We start from the raw sequence: 14,906 nt of genomic DNA on the forward strand, positions 1-14,906 counted from the left end.
AACGGCGGGGCGCTTAGCCTGCAACCGCTTCGACGATCCGGCGGCTGGCCGAAACAATATCCGTGTCCTGCAACAAAGCGCCGCCGATCAGGTACATGACGTCGTTGCCGTAGGCCTCGCGCATCTCTGGAACGCGGCCAAGGTTCATGCCGCCGCCGGGGGCCGGTACGATTGCCTTCGGGCCGCCCATATCGGTGGCGCAGGCCTTGGCGATCGACTGGCACTCCTGGCGGGTGAAGCCGAAGCGGCCGCCGAAATTCGGATAGATCGCTGCGTCGGCGCCCATCAGGCGCTGCAAGGCGCCGTAGAAGCACCGATGCGAAAAGCCGGTATCCGGCGAGACGACGTTGGCGCCCGAAAATGCGGGGTGCGAAACGATCGGCAACGTGAAATCCGGGTCGGACGCCAGCGTGTGAATGACGTCATAGCCGGCAAGGGCCGGAGAAATCATCACCGCGCCGGCGCCGGCCTCTTCCGCCATCTTCGCCCGATCGAACAGCTCTTTTGACGACGCAGTGATATTTGGCACGAAACTCGCCCGCCCGCCGCTCTTGGCATTGGCTTCGCCGACGGCATCAACGCAGGCGGCCAGCCGTTCGGCAAATGGCGACGTCCTCTGATCCACCAGCCCATGGTCGTCCTTGACGAAATGCATGCCGCCGAGCGCGAAATCATGGGCGCGCCGAGCAAGCTCGACCGAAGACAGGCCGACCGGCTTGATGGCCGACATCAACAGCGGTTGCGCGCCGATGCCGGCCCTTTGCCGTAAGCCGGCAATGCCATGCCTTGGGCCTGGGCAAAGCGCGAGGATACCCTTGGACAGTCCGATGTCCTCGACCTTCAGGCCCGGCTTGATCGAACTGTTGCCGAAGACGATGTTCAGGAACTGGAGGAAGTCGCCGCCGACATCGTCTTCGCTGTAGGAGATATCGGCGAGATAACCGGGACGGCCGTTCGGGTCCTTGTCGAGGGCTTCGAGCTTGCCGAGGATTTCGTCCTCGACATAGCCTTTGGGCACGACATCCCGCGGGATTTCGACCGTCTGTTCCAGGGCGATATCCAGCGCCCGTGCGCGCGCCTCGGCCTCGTCCGCGGCCCTGACGTAGTAGCTGACGGTGAACCGCGGAGCCATCAGAGCGCCTCCGCCTTCTGCGCGGAGTGCACATGATCGAGGCGAACTTCGGTCAGTTCGTCTTCACCGATTTCGAGCGACCTGCCGGTCAGCTCCTCGATCGCCACCACCAACGCGCCGGCATCGAGGCCATACTTCTTCATCAGGTAAGGCTTCGAGGCGCCATGGGCAAAGGTGTCCTTCAGGCCGAGACGCTTGAGGCGGACGCCAAGACCCTCTTCGGCAACGATCTCGGCAACAATCGAACCAAGTCCACCGACGATGGTGTGGTTTTCGAGCGTGACGATGCCCTTCTTGCCGCGCGCGGCCTTGATGAGCCCGTCGCGGTCAAACGGCTTCAGCGTCGAGGCGTGCAGATGATGAAGCCCGATGCCGCGCGCTTCGATCGGCTTTGTGGCGCGCAAGGCTTCCTCGGTGCAGACGCCGGAGCTGACGACGAGGATGTCGTCGCCCTCCGATAGCGTGCGTAGCTTGTTGAACGCGAATGGCGTCGAAAAGAGCCGGGGGACTTCACCGCGAAGGATGCGGACATAGACCGGCCCGTCGATCGCGTCGGCCACCTCGAGCACCGTTTCGACCTCGGTCGCGTCGCCGGTTTCCAGGATCGTCATGTTCGGCACGGCGCGCAGGACTGCAATGTCCTCGATCGCCTGGTGGGTGATGCCACCGGGTGTTGTGATGCCGGGCAGGAAGCCCATCAGACGCACCTTGCGATTGGAGTAGGCGATCGAATTGATCAGCTGATCGTAGGGACGCCGATAGAGGAAGACCGAGAAGGTGTGGATGAACGGCCGGTAGCCCTGCATGGCCAGCCCGCCGGCGAAGGAGAGCATGTTCTGCTCGGCCATGCCCAGCGACAGGAACTGCTCCGGATGCCGGTCGCGAAAACCATCGACCTCGCAGGATGAGGTGAGGTCGGCGGAAAGGCAAAGCACTTCCGGGCGCACTGTCGCAAAATCCTCGAATGCTCGCGCATAAGGGCGGTTGACAATTTCGACCATGGTCAGGCCCCTTCCATTTCGTTTGGGCTCACGCCCAGTTCGACAGCCAGTGCCGCCTGCATCTCAAGCCGCTCCTCGGCGCTCTTGAAGCGCACATAGTGAAGGCGCGGGAAGCGCTTCTTGAGGAAGTTCATGCCCTGGAACGGCGAGGTATTGGCGAGGATGACCAGCGGCTTGCCCGGCTCGGCGCTGTCGGCTGCATCGCGCATGGCTTGCAAATCGTGGCCGTCGATCGAGCGGCAGGTGGCGCCGAAAGCGGCAACCCGGCCGGCAAGATCGCCGAGATCGAGAACCGAGGACATGGCGCCGTCGCATTGCTGGCGGTTGACGTCGACGATGACGCGGACGTTGTCGATGCCGTGGTGGGCCATGGCGGCGAGGCACTCCCAGGTCTGCCCCTCCTGGAATTCGCCGTCGGACATGTAGACCCAGACCTTGCCCGGCTCGTTGCACTTCTTTCGCGCAAAAGCGACGCCCGCGGCCATGGAAAGGCCTTGCGCCAGCGAGCCGGTCGTTACTTCCATGCCTGGGCTGTGCTCGGCGCCGATCATCTCGACCGAGCTTCCGTCCTTGTTGAAATGGTCGAGCGCATGCTCATCCATGCGCCCGACCTCGATCAGTGCGCAGTAGATCACCAGCGCATAATGTGCCGGCGAGATGATGAAGCGATCGTACTCGGGTGCCGCCGGGCCGTGGTAGCCGGCGCCGGTAAAGGCGTCGGGGTTATCGGCGGAGGGCACGCCGCGAAACGGCAACGGCACCTTCGGCAAGGTCGGCTCGCCAAGCTCGAGGAACTCGTTGTAGAGCAAGGCAAGGCTTTCGGCGGCGGAGCAGGCCTGGCTCAGATAGCCGCCATTGTTCTTCATGGTGTGGAAGAAGACGCGGCGGCGAATGCCGAGCGCAATCTCTTCGGTGGTCTTCTGGTTCGTGAGGCTCACCGGTTAGCTCCTTTCCGGAAACAGCGCTTTGAGGCCCTGCGGCGAAGCCGTGGCGACGCCGCGCTCGGTGATGAGGCCGGTGATCAGCCGGGCAGGCGTCACGTCGAAGGCCGGGTTTGCCGAAGGACTGCCTTCGGGCGAGACGCGAACAGAGATGATAGAGCCATCGGGGCCGCGCCCTTGCACGAAACTCACCTCGTCGCCGGTCCGCTCCTCGATCGGGATTTCCTTCACACCATCCTTGACCGTCCAGTCGATGGTCGGCGAGGGCAGTGCGACATAGAAGGGAACGTTGTTGTCGCTGGCGGCAAGCGCCTTCAGATAGGTGCCGATCTTGTTGCAGACATCGCCATTGGCCGTCGTGCGGTCGGTGCCGACGATCACCATGTCGACGGCGCCGTGCTGCATCAGATGGCCGCCGGCATTGTCGACGATCAGCGTGTGCGGCACCCCGTGGCCGTTCAGCTCCCAGGCCGTCAGCTGTGCACCCTGGTTGCGCGGCCGGGTTTCGTCGACATAGACATGCACGGGAATGCCGGCCTCGGTCGCCATGTAGATCGGTGCCGTCGCCGTTCCATAGTCGACGGTAGCGAGCCAGCCGGCGTTGCAGTGGGTCAGGATGTTGACCGGCTCGCCGGGCATTTTGGTCGCCGCGATCTCGCGGATGATCTTCAGGCCGTTTGCCCCGATCGCCCGGTTGAGCTCGACGTCCTCCTCGGCGATTTCGCCAGCGCGCCGGTAGGCTGCCTCGGCGCGGTCTTCGACCGAAAGCGGCCGCAGGAACTGCCGCATGGCGTCGAGCGCCCAGCGCAGGTTGATCGCGGTCGGTCGCGTCTCGTTGAGCTCCTCCCAGACCGCGTCGAGATGGCGGTCGGACGGATCGTCCGCCATGGCGATCGCGATGCCGTAGGCGGCGGTGACGCCGATCAGCGGCGCGCCGCGAACCCACATGTCGCGGATGGCGACCGCAACGTCCGCAACCGTCTTCAGCGTGACGATTCGGAACTCGTGCGGCAGCCAGCGCTGGTCGATGATGTCGACCGAGCGGCCGTCGGCGTTGAGCCAGATCGTATGGTAGTGCTTTTCTCCGACTTTCACGAAAGTGTCTCCTGCTGAAGCCGTTGCGCGGTGGCGCGAATGTCCCTGAGGCTCGCAATGCGATCCCGGTTGACGGCGAGATGACGCCCGAGCTTCAGCGCCTTGCTTTCGCATTGGGCGCGGCGGCTGAGGTCGTCGATGGTTTCGAAATCGGCATTGTGGGCAAGGCCGAGGATGCGCCTGAGGATCTCGACCCCGGCAAAGCCGAGCATCTCGCGATAGATCTCATCAAGAACGATGGTCAGTGCCTGTTCCGAGCCGAACGGGTCGTTGCGATCTTCGAAAAGGCTCGCCTGGTAGAGGATGCCCTTGCGCTCGGCTCGCCAGAGCGCGGAAAACTCGTCGCAAAAGGTTTCCCAGATCGTCTCTGTCGTATCCAGAAGGTAGGCGCGCATCTGGTCGCGTTCGCCGGCGGCCGCCTCGTGGCCACTTTGAGAGAAGTAGCTCATCCAGAAGTTCGCCAAGAGCATGCCGACATCGAAGCTGATCGGTCCGTAGAAGGCGAATTCAGGATCGATGACGCGCGTCTCGTCGTCGGTGACCATGACCGAACCGGTATGTAGATCGCCGTGGCAAAGGGTTTCGGCCTTGGCGGAGAAGATGTGTTTCAGTCGCTGGGCTTCCACCTTCAGGTCACGGTCGCGGCGCAACTCTTCGACCAGGCTGTCGAGGTGCGGGCTCGTGTGCCGGTTCATCTCCGCCTCGAAGTAGGGATCGGAGAAAACCAGGTTTTCGGTGATGTCGCAGAGTTCGACATTGTCGGCGAAGAGCGCGAGATCGGCCTTCTTGTCGCGCGTCGGCATCGAAAGGTCCGAGCCGCGGAAGAGCGTGCGCGCTGCGAAAAGCCCGAGATCGCGGCCGATCTTCGGCAGCATGCGCCCAGCGATCAGCGCGCGCCGCAGGATCACGTGCGGCGTCAGGTATTCCATGATGATCATCGCCTGCTCGGCGTCGAAGAACAGGATGTCTGGCACCATGCCCGGGTCGCGTGCGGCCTGGCGGATGAGGGCGTGGTATTCGAAGAACGATCGCTTCAAAGGCAAAGGCCAACGCTCGCCGACGAGCCGGACATAGGGAAGTGCCTGCTTGACGATGGCAGCTCCCTTCTCGCCCGTGACGATGAAGACGAGGTTGAGGTTGCCGTCGCCGACCTCCTTGACCTGCCAGCGACCGTGGTTGTTGCCGATCCTGTCGCAAAGGGCCGTGTTGCCGCTCAGTCTTGATGGCAGCGTTTCTGCGCTCAGCGCCTCGAAAACGTGCTTGTCCATATGCTCCTCCTTATCGGCATGACCGGCCTTCGCCGCTCCTCGTCATGCTGTCGTGGCCCATAGGTAAGTCGGCATTCTGTCAAATGTCAATCGCCTTGACATTTGATGGATAGCCATCCTAACCTGCCTTCATTGGGAGGAGAGCATGAGCGAACAAGCAGTGTTTCGCATCGAGGGCGTGCGCAAATCCTTCGGGCCGATACCGGTCCTGAAGGGCGTCGATCTCGAATTGCGCAAGGGTGCCGTCACGGTGCTGATGGGCGCCAACGGCGCTGGAAAGTCGACACTGGTGCGCATCCTCAGCGGCGTCTACGTCAGCGATGCCGGGGATATGCGGCTCAGCGATCTCGCCTTTGCACCGGCAACGCCGGCGGAGGCTATCCGGGCCGGTGTGGTGACGGTTCACCAAAACATCAATGACGGCGTCGTTGCCGATCTCGATGTGGCGACCAATCTCACGCTCGACAGGTTGAACGGTCGCGGTGCGCGTCTGTTTTTCAATCCGCGCCGTGTCCGGCGCGAGGCGGCCGTCGTTGCCGCCCGCATGGGGCTCGCCATCGATCTTTCCGCCGATATCAACGATCTGACGCTTGCCGACCGGCAGATGGTGGCGATTGCCCGTGCCATGGCGCACGAGCCGCAGGTGCTGATCCTCGACGAGCCGACTTCGTCGTTGTCGAGCGCCGAGGCCGATCGGCTGTTCGATCTCCTCGATCGGCTGAGAGCCCGCGGCGTCGCTATCCTTTATATTTCGCACCGGATGTCCGACATTCGCAGGCTCGCTGATAGCATCGTCACGCTGCGCGACGGGCGCATCACCGGCCGCTTCGAAGGGGCGGATCTGGATTATGAAGGTGCCGTCAACGCGATGCTCGGGCAGAAAGTGTCGGCAGGCGCCGTCACCGTGCGCGAAGGATCGGGTGCTGTCTTTTCGGTGAAGGGCCTGCGGCTGACAGAGACGTCGCGTCCCTTCGACCTGGCGCTTGGCGATGGCGAAATCGTCGCTGTCACCGGGCTCGTCGGCGTCGGCAAGACGGCGCTGGCCGAGACGCTTTTCGGGGCGCGGTCGCCCGTGGCCGGGCAGATGACGCTCGATGGCGCGGCCTACCATCCACAATCGACCGGCCAGGCAATTGCCAAGGGTGTGTTTCTCGTCGCCAAGGATCGGGCCGATAGCGGCATCGTTCCGGACTTCAATATCTACGAGAACATCAGCCTGCCGTTCCTTAAGCGGCTGTCGCGCTTCGGCATATCGAGCCGGTCGGCCGAACGGGCGAAATCTCGGGCGCAGATCGCGGCACTGGGCGTCGTCTGCCGCAGCGAGCGCGACGAGATGCAGACGTTGTCTGGTGGCAACCAGCAGAAGGTGATGGTCGGGCGTTGGCTTTCCGAGCCTTCGCGCCTGTTGATCCTCGACGAGCCCTTCCAGGGTGTCGACATTGCCGCGCGCCGCGATATCGGCGCCAAGCTGCGCGTCTCGGCCGCAGGCCGCGCCACCATCGTTTTCCTGACCGAACTCGACGAAGCCTTCGAGATCGCCGACCGCATTCTCGTGATGTCGGAACACACGATCGTTGGCGAGCATCGAAACGCCTCGGTCGACGTCGAGCGGCTCCTCCAGGAGATCGCCGGCCAACATCATCAGCAGGGACAGCCTCATGAGCAGTGAACAGATGAAACCCGCGGCGTCCGCCGCTCCAGCGCTGCCGGTGCCGCCAAGCGCCGCGTTCAGCCTGCGCGACGTCGCGATCAAATACGGCTTTCTTGTCCTGTTGGCCGGACTGGTTATCTATTTCTCGCTCGTGACGAACGGCTTTTCCTCGCCACAGAGCGCCGTCTTCATCCTGCAATCAGTGTCGATCACCGGCATTCTGGCGCTGGGCGTCACGGCCACGCTCGTCGTCGGCGGCTTCGACCTGTCGATCGGTTCGGTCGCGACCACGTCGATGATGGCGTCATCCTATGTGATGGTGGTGATGGGCGGCGACGCTCTGACGGCAACGCTCGTCTGCCTGGCGATCGGCGTTCTCGTCGGACTGATCAACGGCATCATCATCGTCTACATGCGCGTGCCGGATCTTCTGGCGACGCTCGGCATGATGTTCCTGCTGCTCGGCCTGCAGCGTATACCGACCGAGGGACGCTCCATTGCCGCCGGCATGACGCTTCCGGACGGTTCGGTGGCGACAGGCACGTTCAGCCCCGCCTTCCTGGCGCTCGGGCGTCACCGCTTCGATCTGATTCTGCCGAACCTCGTGCCCGTCTCCGTGGTGGTGCTGATCGTGCTGGCGGTCGTGATCTGGTTCTTCCTCGAATACACCCGCTTCGGGCGGATGATGTATGCGGTCGGCTCCAACGAGCGCGCCGCCGGCCTCGCGGGTGCGCCGGTCAATGCCTACAAGATCTCGGCCTATGTCATCTCGGGCGTTTTCGCCTCGATCGGCGGCATCCTGCTTGCCGCTCGTCTCGGCCGCGGCGATATCGCCTCGGGCAACAACCTGTTGCTCGATGCAGTTGCCGCTGCCCTCATCGGTTTTGCCGTGCTCGGCGCCGCCAAGCCGAACGCGTTCGGCACGGCGATCGGCGCGCTCTTCGTCGGCATTCTGCTCCAGGGCCTGACGATGATGAACGCGCCCTATTACACCCAGGACTTCATCAAGGGCGCGGTTCTCGTCATCGCCCTGATCTTCACCTTTGCGCTCTCGAAAAGAGGCAAACGCTGACGGGAAAGCCCCGGCCGCGGAAAACAAACGTTCACCAGTGGAGGAGACTGAAATGAACTTTACACGCAGAGCAATGGGCAAGCTGGCGCTTGGCCTTGCCGGAACCGTGGCCTTTGCCACCGCTTCCTTTGCCGCCGACATGCCGAAGCCCTTCGACAAGCCGGGCGACGTCAAGATCGCGCTCGTGCGCTATCTGTCGACCGGCGACTTCTTCCAGTCCTACCTTGCCGGCGTGGAGGCGCAGGCAAAGGCACTCGGCGTTCAGCTTCAGGTTCTCGACAGCCGCCAGGACGCAGCGCTTCAGGCCGACATGGTCGACCAGGCGATCGCGCTCGGCGTGCAGGGCATCATCATCCAGCACGGCCTGACGGAATCGATGAAAGAAGCCGCCCAGCGTGCCGTAGATGCCGGGATCAAGGTCGTCGCCTTCGACGTCAACGTCGAGAACGAGAAGATCCCGCAGGTCGAACAGTCCGACCGCGACCTCGCCCGCCTTGCACTCGAGCAGGCGATCAAGGACAACGGCGACAGCTTCAAGGCCGGCTACGTCTATGTCGCCGGCATCGCGCCGCTCGACCGCCGCGACGAGACCTGGAAGGAATTCAAGGCCAAGTATTCGGGGATCAACGAGATCTCGCAGTTCGGCACGATGGACAACCCGATCGCCAACTCCGTCGCCAACCAGGCGCGCTCGGTCATCTCCGCCAACCCGGATATCACCGTGATGTTCGCGCCTTATGACGAGTTTGCCAAAGGCGTGAAGATTGCGGTCGATGAAGCCGGCCTGTCGTCGAGCGTGAAGATCTATTCCGCCGATATCTCGACCTCGGATATCGCCGCGATGCGCGAACCTGGTTCCGCCTGGGCGGCAACGGCTGCGACCAACCCGGCCGTAGTCGGACAGGTTTCGGTCAGGACGCTTGCCATGCTGCTTGCTGGCGAGGACCCGGGCCGCAGCGTCATCGTGCCGCCGACGCTGATCACCCAGAAAGACCTCAACGATCAGGACATCAAGAATATGGAAGAACTCGGCACCAAGCTGCCGCAGTTCGCCCATGCCGATGTCGCCATGCCGGCTTGGATGCCCAAGCCCTGATCGCACTGGTATTGTAGAAAAAGCGGGGCGGTCGAAGGGCCGCCCCGTTTGCACGTTACCGAGCTTTGCCCGTGTATGGTCGCTTCGACGCCCAGCTAGACGGATGCGTGGCCTACACGGCCGAGGCCGTCTCGACGCCAGCGTTCCATCACTCGGCGGGCCATCGACGTCGTGACCACGAGATGCGAGGCAAAACCGCCCTTCAGCGCGGCCATAAGAGGCTCGAACTTGCTGTCTTCCTGTACGACGAGCATGCGTTTCTCAATGGTGCGGATCGACGAGAGATCAGCGGAGATGCAGCGCCGATTGTGGGCGCAGTTCACCCATTGGCCGTCGCCGTCGATCAGTTGGCCGGCGATGACGCCGACAGCGCCTTCCTCGCCCATGCGATGCATTTCTTCGGCGCTGAGCGCGCCGCACTTGACGAGATGGCTGTCGTCCTCGATGCCGCCGACGGAATAGAGTGCCAGATGACAGTCGGCGATCGTCGACAGCTGCTCGCGGATCACCGGCTCGCCGCGCAGCTCCTCGGCCAGCCGCTCGGACGACAAGACCAGCGGTGCGTAAAAATTGATGCCTTCGGCGTTGAGCCGGCGGGCGATCTCCGTCGTGCACTGGTCCGGGCGATAGGAGTAGGGCGCGCCGAGATTGCCGCAGAGCTGGACCACCGTCACGCCGCGCAGGTCGGCGAACGGCATCACGTCGGCGATATGATAGACCGTGCGTCCCCAGGCGACGCCGACGCGGTCGCCCTTGTTGATCAGCTCGAGGAAGACGGATGCGGCCAGCACCGGCATCTCCGCCGTCGGGTCCATGGCCTGTCGATCCTCCGGCACGATCCAGGCGGTGGTCACGCCGGTTGCGTCCTCCAGTTCGCGCGCCAGCACATCGTCGGTAAAAAGCTCCGTCGATGTGCTGATATTGACGATCCCGGTCTCGCGTGCCCGCCTGAGATAGGTCGCAACAGAGGCACGTGATATGCCCAGTTTCTGCGCGACTTCATCCTGCCGTAGCCCATGGCTGTAGTAGAGCCATGCGGCCTTGTGCATGATCTGGTCGGTGTTGCGGATAGGCATGGGGATCCTTCGATTGTCTGCTTCTGACATTATTCATTGCTCGTGACATAAGTCAAATAACTGCATCGGGCGGCGCGGAATACAAGCTTCCGTCTCAGGCGCTTGCGGCCGGCAATTGGGGCGCTTGCGCTTCTTCGATCAGCCACGCAACGAAATGCGCGATGGCAGGACGCTCGATTGCCGCCGGCAATGTCACGACATAATAGGCGAATTCGCTCGGCCACGGTCGGTCGAGAGCAACGGCCAAGCGCCCATCGGCAATTTCCTCCCGCGCATAGATATCTCGCACGAGTGCAATGCCCTGGCCGGCAACGGCTGCCCTGACCAGAAGGAAATCATCGTCGAATGACGGGCCGCGCTCGATACGCGGGTCGTCTTCGGTGCCGAGCGCCTTCAGCCACAGGCGCCAGTCGGCGCGCGCCGAATCCTGCAGCAGCGGATAGGAAAGGCAATCGGCGGGGACGCGGATTGCAGGACCGTCTTTCAGCAAAGTGGGGCTTGCCACCGGGATCAGTTCGGGTGCCATCAGATGGATGGTCTCGAGGCCCGGATAATCTCCAAGGCCATGACGGATCGCGACGTCCACTCGTTCGCGGCGCAAATCGGTCAACGTTGCCGACGCCTCCACCCGAACCTCGATATCGGGATGGCGGCTGGTAAACCGGCCGAGGCGCGGCACCAGCCACGAAGCGGCGAAGGATGGCACAGTGCAGACCGTCACCGATGCTGCCGCATTGCTGGCCTCAAGCGCCTCGAGCCCCTTCTCGAGCTGATCGAATGCCGACAGAATTGTCGGGTGCGCCTTGGCGCCGGCTTCTGTGAGTTCGACACCGTAGCGGGTCCGGGAAAACAGCGAGACACCCAGTCGCTCCTCGAGCAACCGCACCTGCTGGCTGACCGCGCCGGATGTGACGCCCATCGCCTCCGCTGCACGCTTGATACTCGCGTGACGGCCGGTTTCGGCGAAGGCGCGCAGCGCCAGCAAGGGAAGAACACGGCCCATCGGGGCTCCATACAGAATTTAGAATTGCAACAACTTCACTTTCAGCGAAGGTGGTCGCGGGTGCGACGAATAGCAGCATTTCCTGCGAAACAACAGCGGAGTTGACAGGATAGGCTACCCACAAGTGGGAGAGGTAGCGGTTTAAGAGTTTAGGTAAGCTAAATTGAGGCGGGAGGTATCATCGCTTCCCTCGCGGTCGTCTGATGCCTTAGCCTTCTCTTCGGCGGCGCGTCCAACCTTCCCCCTTCCGTCGCCTTGAGGATGTTATGAAAACAACCGGTTTCGATCCCCGGGCAACGATACTTTCCGAGTGCCTCGCGCGCACGAAACGTCGCTCCATTTCAGCCTTTGCCAGCATTGACCGATGCAGTACCGATTGTCGTTCTTCGTCGGGGCGATGCGGATGATCGATCTCTATACCGACGCTTCGCCCAATGGCTTCAAGGCGACGATTGCCCTTGAAGAGCTTGGAATGCCCTATCGCCTTCATCACGTGAAGATCGATGACGGCGAAAACCGGCGCCCCGAATTCCTCAATCTCAACCCGCACGGTCGCATCCCTGTCATCACCGATGACGAGACCGGTATCACCCTGTTCGAATCCGCAGCCATCCTGCTTTATCTCGCCGAGCGGACCGGCCGCCTCTTGCCGAAAGGGGAGAAAGCCCGATGGCAGGCGATCCAATGGCTGCAATTTCATGCGGCAAGCATGGGGCCGATTCTCGGCCAGCGCGTGCATTTCGAGATGTTTGCCACGACGAGGTCTGCGCCTGCCATCGACCGTTATCGCCGGCTGAGCGAGGAGGCATTCGCGACGCTCGATGCCCGTCTTGGTGACGCCACGTGGCTTGCCGGCGACGACTATTCGGTCGCCGATATCGCGACCTTCGGTTGGACCCATATCGCCGCGATCTGCGGCTTCGACTTCGCTCGTCACCGGCATCTGGCCGGCTGGCACGCCCGCGTCGCTGAAAGGCCTGCAGTCCAGCGGGGCGTTGCTCTGCCGGCTCCCGCGACCGGCCCCTGACGATAATCTGAAAGGACCATACCCATGAACATTGCAGCCACGACGGCTCATCACCCGACATTTCTGTCCGGCGCGTCATCAGACGCTTTTGCCAAGCATCCCGGCTACCGGCGCATGTTTGCGCCGGATCGGTTGACGATCGGCATTTTCCTGCCGCTTCGCTTTTATCGCGGTGACATGAGCGTGCTGGAAGGGCAGGCGGATCTCGTCACTGAGATCGATCGGCGCGGCTTTGCCGCGGTCTGGGTCCGCGATGTGCCGTTGTTCGATCCGAACTTCGGCGATGCCGGTCAGCTTTTCGATCCCTTTACCTACCTGTCCTACCTTGCTGCCCGAACCGACAAGGTCGCCCTTGCGACGGGAAGCGCGGTGTTTTCGCTTCGCCACCCGATCGATCTTGCCAAGGCCGCGACCACCATCGACCGCCTGTCCGGCGGACGCCTGGTTCTCGGCATTGCTTCCGGCGACCGGCCAGTCGAGTTCCCGGCCTATGGCCTCGACATGGATGGTCGCGGCGAGCGCTTTGCCGAGACGGTCGCGTATTTCCGCCAACTGATCGCGCCGGGGCGCCCAGTGATCCGGTCGAGCCTGGGGACGATTGAAGGTGTCGACTTTCTGCCGAAGCCTGCCATTGGCCGTATCCCGCTGATCATCACCGGCTCAAGCCGCCAGTCGCCGTCATGGGTGGCTGAGCACGCCGACGGCTGGCTGACCTATCCGCAGCCGACACATATCCCCGAAGGTCCGAAGAGGCTGGCCCAGAACATTCTTTCCTGGCGAAACCAGATTCCCGGCGCCGGCTTCCGGCCGCATATGACCAATGAATGGCTCGATCTCGTCGATGATCCCGATTTTCCGCGAACCCCGCTTCGTGGCGGCTTCGTGCTGAGAACGGGGCGGAAGGGACTGATCGATCTGCTCGGCGAATGGCAGGAGGCCGGCGTCAACCACGCGGCGCTGGGCATGCAGTTCGCAGAACGCCCGGCCAGCGACATCATCCAGGAGCTTGCCGAGGAGGTGCTGCCGTTGTTTCCGTCACTGGAGGGGCCTGCGCCGCTGCCGGTGAAATGGTGATTGCCGGTGAATACAAGGCCCCATCGGCCGAGACGTTCAAAACGATCTTTGCTCATATGCCGACATCCGTTGCTGTCATCACCGTCGGCAGCGGCGAGGACCGCCATGGTGCGACCGTGGGCAGCCTCAACGCCCTGTCTCTCGATCCGCCTTTGCTGATGTTTGCGATGAAACAGGGCTCTGGCCTCCTGGATCGGCTGACGGCAGGCACGACCATCGGTATCAATCTGCTGGCCGATCGCCAGGGCACAATCGCCCGCCGCTTCGCAACACCAGGGATCGATCGGTTCGAGGATACACACTGGTGCGAGGAACACGCCTTGCCGCGGATCGATGATACACTGGCCTGGATGAAGGGGCGGGTAAGTGACCGTTTGCCGCTGGGCGATCATCTGCTGCTGACAGCGGCCATCGAGCATGGCGAAACGGAAGACCGGGTGCCGTTACTCTACTGGAAGAGGGCGTTTTATCGGCCGGGGCCGCTTGAGAGCGGGGCCACCCAGTCGGAGCGAGAGCGCAGCTCGGCGCCCCGCTGAAGGCGGAGGATCGAGCCGCGCCACGTGGGTCATCGCACCCCGTATGACGGCCCGTTGCTATGCCCATGCGTCATGTGCCCGGTCAGGCCTGGCAGCGACGGGCACCATGAGATGATCGAAATCAGCAGCCGCCGCTCAGGTTCCAACGAGGCGAGAACGAACAGGCTCGCTACCGGACGATGAAAGGGTGTGGTCGGCGCGGGGCATAGAAGGGAGCCGGCGATGGCGAAGCCGGCCATCCGCCGGCCAGCACTGAGGCGGAGCATTTGCGATGCTGGGATCGATCGCCAAGTCCAGTTCGGACGGGTTGCTCTTGGTAACTCGCTTACAGGTCATGGTCGGCCCCGGTTTTAGGGCGGACATGTATCGCGCCTGCGAGGATAACAGCGCCGGTGCGCGCGGCTTCGGCGATATCCTGGAACAGCAATTGCGCTTCGGCCAGCAGACTGCCATCTGCCTCCGCACTGTCAACTTCATCGAGTTCGAAAAGCAGTTCCGCGATGGCGGCGATGCGACGGCGTTGATACCGGGCGCGGTCCAGCCGGCGCTGCCGGTCTCGGCCGGCGGTCAACCTCTCGAACTGGAGGAGCAACCGCTCGATTTCCGCCCGGCAGGCGCAATCGAGCGTCGCGCCGACAATCAGGCGACGGATACTGGCGACGATGTCAACGGGGTCGGCGTCGTCAGTCGGTCCGTTGGCGGCGCAAATCAACTCGTTCGCCATTGCTTGCCTCACTCCGGTGCGCCCACGGGTGCCGCGATCCACGATGCGCCGGTCTGGCCATAATGAAAGCCGTTTGACAACGGCACGCCGGGATAGGCGAGCACCAGACGCTCGAGGCCTTCGGCCGCAGATGTTCGTCCGGCGGCAACGGCTTCGTAGATACGGGCGACCGCCACCATGTCGCAGTCCTGCGGCGAGAGCCGGATCCGG

14 protein-coding genes and 1 pseudogene are annotated in these 14,906 nt (G+C 63.0%); 6 read left to right on the forward strand and 9 right to left on the reverse strand.

What is annotated here, in order from left to right:
- Positions 1 to 13: 13 nt before the first annotated feature.
- From BLJAPNOD_RS25460 to mtnK, 5 genes are read right to left on the reverse strand one after another with little or no spacing between them, the layout of a single operon-like run.
- On the reverse strand, positions 14 to 1,132 hold the full coding sequence (locus tag BLJAPNOD_RS25460) for a RuBisCO large subunit C-terminal-like domain-containing protein (protein WP_077501470.1): 1,119 nt from the start codon (positions 1,130 to 1,132) through the stop codon (positions 14 to 16).
- Positions 1,132 to 2,133 carry a transketolase C-terminal domain-containing protein gene (locus BLJAPNOD_RS25465; protein WP_077501469.1) on the reverse strand — a complete coding sequence of 334 codons (1,002 nt, stop codon included), beginning with the start codon at positions 2,131 to 2,133 and terminating at the stop codon, positions 1,132 to 1,134. Before BLJAPNOD_RS25465 ends, BLJAPNOD_RS25460 begins: the two co-directional genes overlap by 1 nt.
- 2 nt (positions 2,134 to 2,135) lie before the next feature.
- A complete protein-coding gene (locus tag BLJAPNOD_RS25470; RefSeq protein WP_077501468.1) occupies positions 2,136 to 3,071 on the reverse strand; it encodes a transketolase in 936 nt (311 codons plus the stop codon).
- Between the two features lie 3 nt (positions 3,072 to 3,074).
- Complete coding sequence (gene mtnA / locus BLJAPNOD_RS25475; protein ID WP_077501467.1) at positions 3,075 to 4,169, reverse strand: S-methyl-5-thioribose-1-phosphate isomerase; 1,095 nt, start codon at positions 4,167 to 4,169, stop codon at positions 3,075 to 3,077.
- On the reverse strand, positions 4,166 to 5,437 hold the full coding sequence (mtnK, locus tag BLJAPNOD_RS25480) for an S-methyl-5-thioribose kinase (protein ID WP_077501466.1): 1,272 nt from the start codon (positions 5,435 to 5,437) through the stop codon (positions 4,166 to 4,168). Before mtnK ends, mtnA begins: the two co-directional genes overlap by 4 nt.
- A gap of 145 nt (positions 5,438 to 5,582) precedes the next feature.
- Here mtnK and BLJAPNOD_RS25485 point away from each other — a divergent pair, with 145 nt between their 5' ends.
- Genes BLJAPNOD_RS25485 through BLJAPNOD_RS25495 form a run of 3 tightly spaced genes read left to right on the forward strand, consistent with a single transcriptional unit; the run spans position 5,583 to position 9,256 of the window.
- Positions 5,583 to 7,106: a sugar ABC transporter ATP-binding protein gene (locus BLJAPNOD_RS25485; RefSeq protein WP_077501465.1), complete on the forward strand. Its 1,524-nt coding sequence runs from the start codon at positions 5,583 to 5,585 to the stop codon at positions 7,104 to 7,106.
- On the forward strand, positions 7,096 to 8,160 hold the full coding sequence (locus BLJAPNOD_RS25490; protein WP_115421852.1) for an ABC transporter permease: 1,065 nt from the start codon (positions 7,096 to 7,098) through the stop codon (positions 8,158 to 8,160). Before BLJAPNOD_RS25485 ends, BLJAPNOD_RS25490 begins: the two co-directional genes overlap by 11 nt.
- 52 nt (positions 8,161 to 8,212) lie before the next feature.
- Positions 8,213 to 9,256: a substrate-binding domain-containing protein gene (locus tag BLJAPNOD_RS25495; protein ID WP_115421853.1), complete on the forward strand. Its 1,044-nt coding sequence runs from the start codon at positions 8,213 to 8,215 to the stop codon at positions 9,254 to 9,256.
- Positions 9,257 to 9,351: 95 nt separating this feature from the next.
- On the opposite strand, the gene BLJAPNOD_RS25500 is transcribed toward BLJAPNOD_RS25495, so the two are convergent.
- Both BLJAPNOD_RS25500 and gcvA read right to left on the reverse strand, forming a co-directional pair.
- Entirely contained in the window at positions 9,352 to 10,332 is a 981-nt protein-coding gene (locus BLJAPNOD_RS25500; RefSeq protein ID WP_115421854.1) for a sugar-binding transcriptional regulator, read from the reverse strand.
- Positions 10,333 to 10,426: 94 nt separating this feature from the next.
- The gene (gene gcvA / locus BLJAPNOD_RS25505) at positions 10,427 to 11,335 is read right to left on the reverse strand and encodes a transcriptional regulator GcvA (RefSeq protein ID WP_115421855.1); all 909 of its coding nucleotides are present in this window, start codon (positions 11,333 to 11,335) and stop codon (positions 10,427 to 10,429) included.
- 364 nt (positions 11,336 to 11,699) lie between these two features.
- Between gcvA and BLJAPNOD_RS25510 the strand changes: the two genes are divergently transcribed.
- From BLJAPNOD_RS25510 to BLJAPNOD_RS25520, 3 genes are read left to right on the forward strand one after another with little or no spacing between them, the layout of a single operon-like run.
- Positions 11,700 to 12,362, forward strand: a complete 663-nt coding sequence (locus BLJAPNOD_RS25510) for a glutathione S-transferase family protein (RefSeq protein ID WP_244611086.1) — start codon at positions 11,700 to 11,702, stop codon at positions 12,360 to 12,362.
- A gap of 24 nt (positions 12,363 to 12,386) precedes the next feature.
- Complete coding sequence (locus BLJAPNOD_RS25515; protein WP_115421856.1) at positions 12,387 to 13,436, forward strand: LLM class oxidoreductase; 1,050 nt, start codon at positions 12,387 to 12,389, stop codon at positions 13,434 to 13,436.
- A 56-nt stretch (positions 13,437 to 13,492) separates the two neighbouring features.
- Complete coding sequence (locus tag BLJAPNOD_RS25520) at positions 13,493 to 13,972, forward strand: flavin reductase family protein (protein WP_158556173.1); 480 nt, start codon at positions 13,493 to 13,495, stop codon at positions 13,970 to 13,972.
- Between the two features lie 325 nt (positions 13,973 to 14,297).
- Here the strand turns inward: BLJAPNOD_RS25520 and BLJAPNOD_RS25525 are convergent, their stop codons facing one another.
- Positions 14,298 to 14,696, reverse strand: a complete 399-nt coding sequence (locus BLJAPNOD_RS25525) for a hypothetical protein (RefSeq protein ID WP_115421857.1) — start codon at positions 14,694 to 14,696, stop codon at positions 14,298 to 14,300.
- Positions 14,697 to 14,704: 8 nt separating this feature from the next.
- Positions 14,705 to 14,906 (reverse strand): annotated as a pseudogene (locus BLJAPNOD_RS35455) (hypothetical protein); the annotation flags it as partial.

This window comes from Ensifer sp. M14, from assembly GCF_003355565.1.
Taxonomy (GTDB): domain Bacteria; phylum Pseudomonadota; class Alphaproteobacteria; order Rhizobiales; family Rhizobiaceae; genus Ensifer.

Coding starts and splice junctions, on each gene's coding strand:
- BLJAPNOD_RS25520 (WP_158556173.1), top strand. CDS start 13,493: ATGCCGACATCCGTTGCTGTCATCACCGTCGGCAGCGGCGAGGACCGC.
- BLJAPNOD_RS25465 (WP_077501469.1), bottom strand. CDS start 2,133: ATGGTCGAAATTGTCAACCGCCCTTATGCGCGAGCATTCGAGGATTTT.
- BLJAPNOD_RS25500 (WP_115421854.1), bottom strand. CDS start 10,332: ATGCCTATCCGCAACACCGACCAGATCATGCACAAGGCCGCATGGCTC.
- BLJAPNOD_RS25525 (WP_115421857.1), bottom strand. CDS start 14,696: ATGGCGAACGAGTTGATTTGCGCCGCCAACGGACCGACTGACGACGCC.
- BLJAPNOD_RS25485 (WP_077501465.1), top strand. CDS start 5,583: ATGAGCGAACAAGCAGTGTTTCGCATCGAGGGCGTGCGCAAATCCTTC.
- BLJAPNOD_RS25515 (WP_115421856.1), top strand. CDS start 12,387: ATGAACATTGCAGCCACGACGGCTCATCACCCGACATTTCTGTCCGGC.
- mtnK (WP_077501466.1), bottom strand. CDS start 5,437: ATGGACAAGCACGTTTTCGAGGCGCTGAGCGCAGAAACGCTGCCATCA.
- gcvA (WP_115421855.1), bottom strand. CDS start 11,335: ATGGGCCGTGTTCTTCCCTTGCTGGCGCTGCGCGCCTTCGCCGAAACC.
- BLJAPNOD_RS25495 (WP_115421853.1), top strand. CDS start 8,213: ATGAACTTTACACGCAGAGCAATGGGCAAGCTGGCGCTTGGCCTTGCC.
- BLJAPNOD_RS25460 (WP_077501470.1), bottom strand. CDS start 1,132: ATGGCTCCGCGGTTCACCGTCAGCTACTACGTCAGGGCCGCGGACGAG.
- BLJAPNOD_RS25490 (WP_115421852.1), top strand. CDS start 7,096: ATGAGCAGTGAACAGATGAAACCCGCGGCGTCCGCCGCTCCAGCGCTG.
- BLJAPNOD_RS25510 (WP_244611086.1), top strand. CDS start 11,700: ATGCAGTACCGATTGTCGTTCTTCGTCGGGGCGATGCGGATGATCGAT.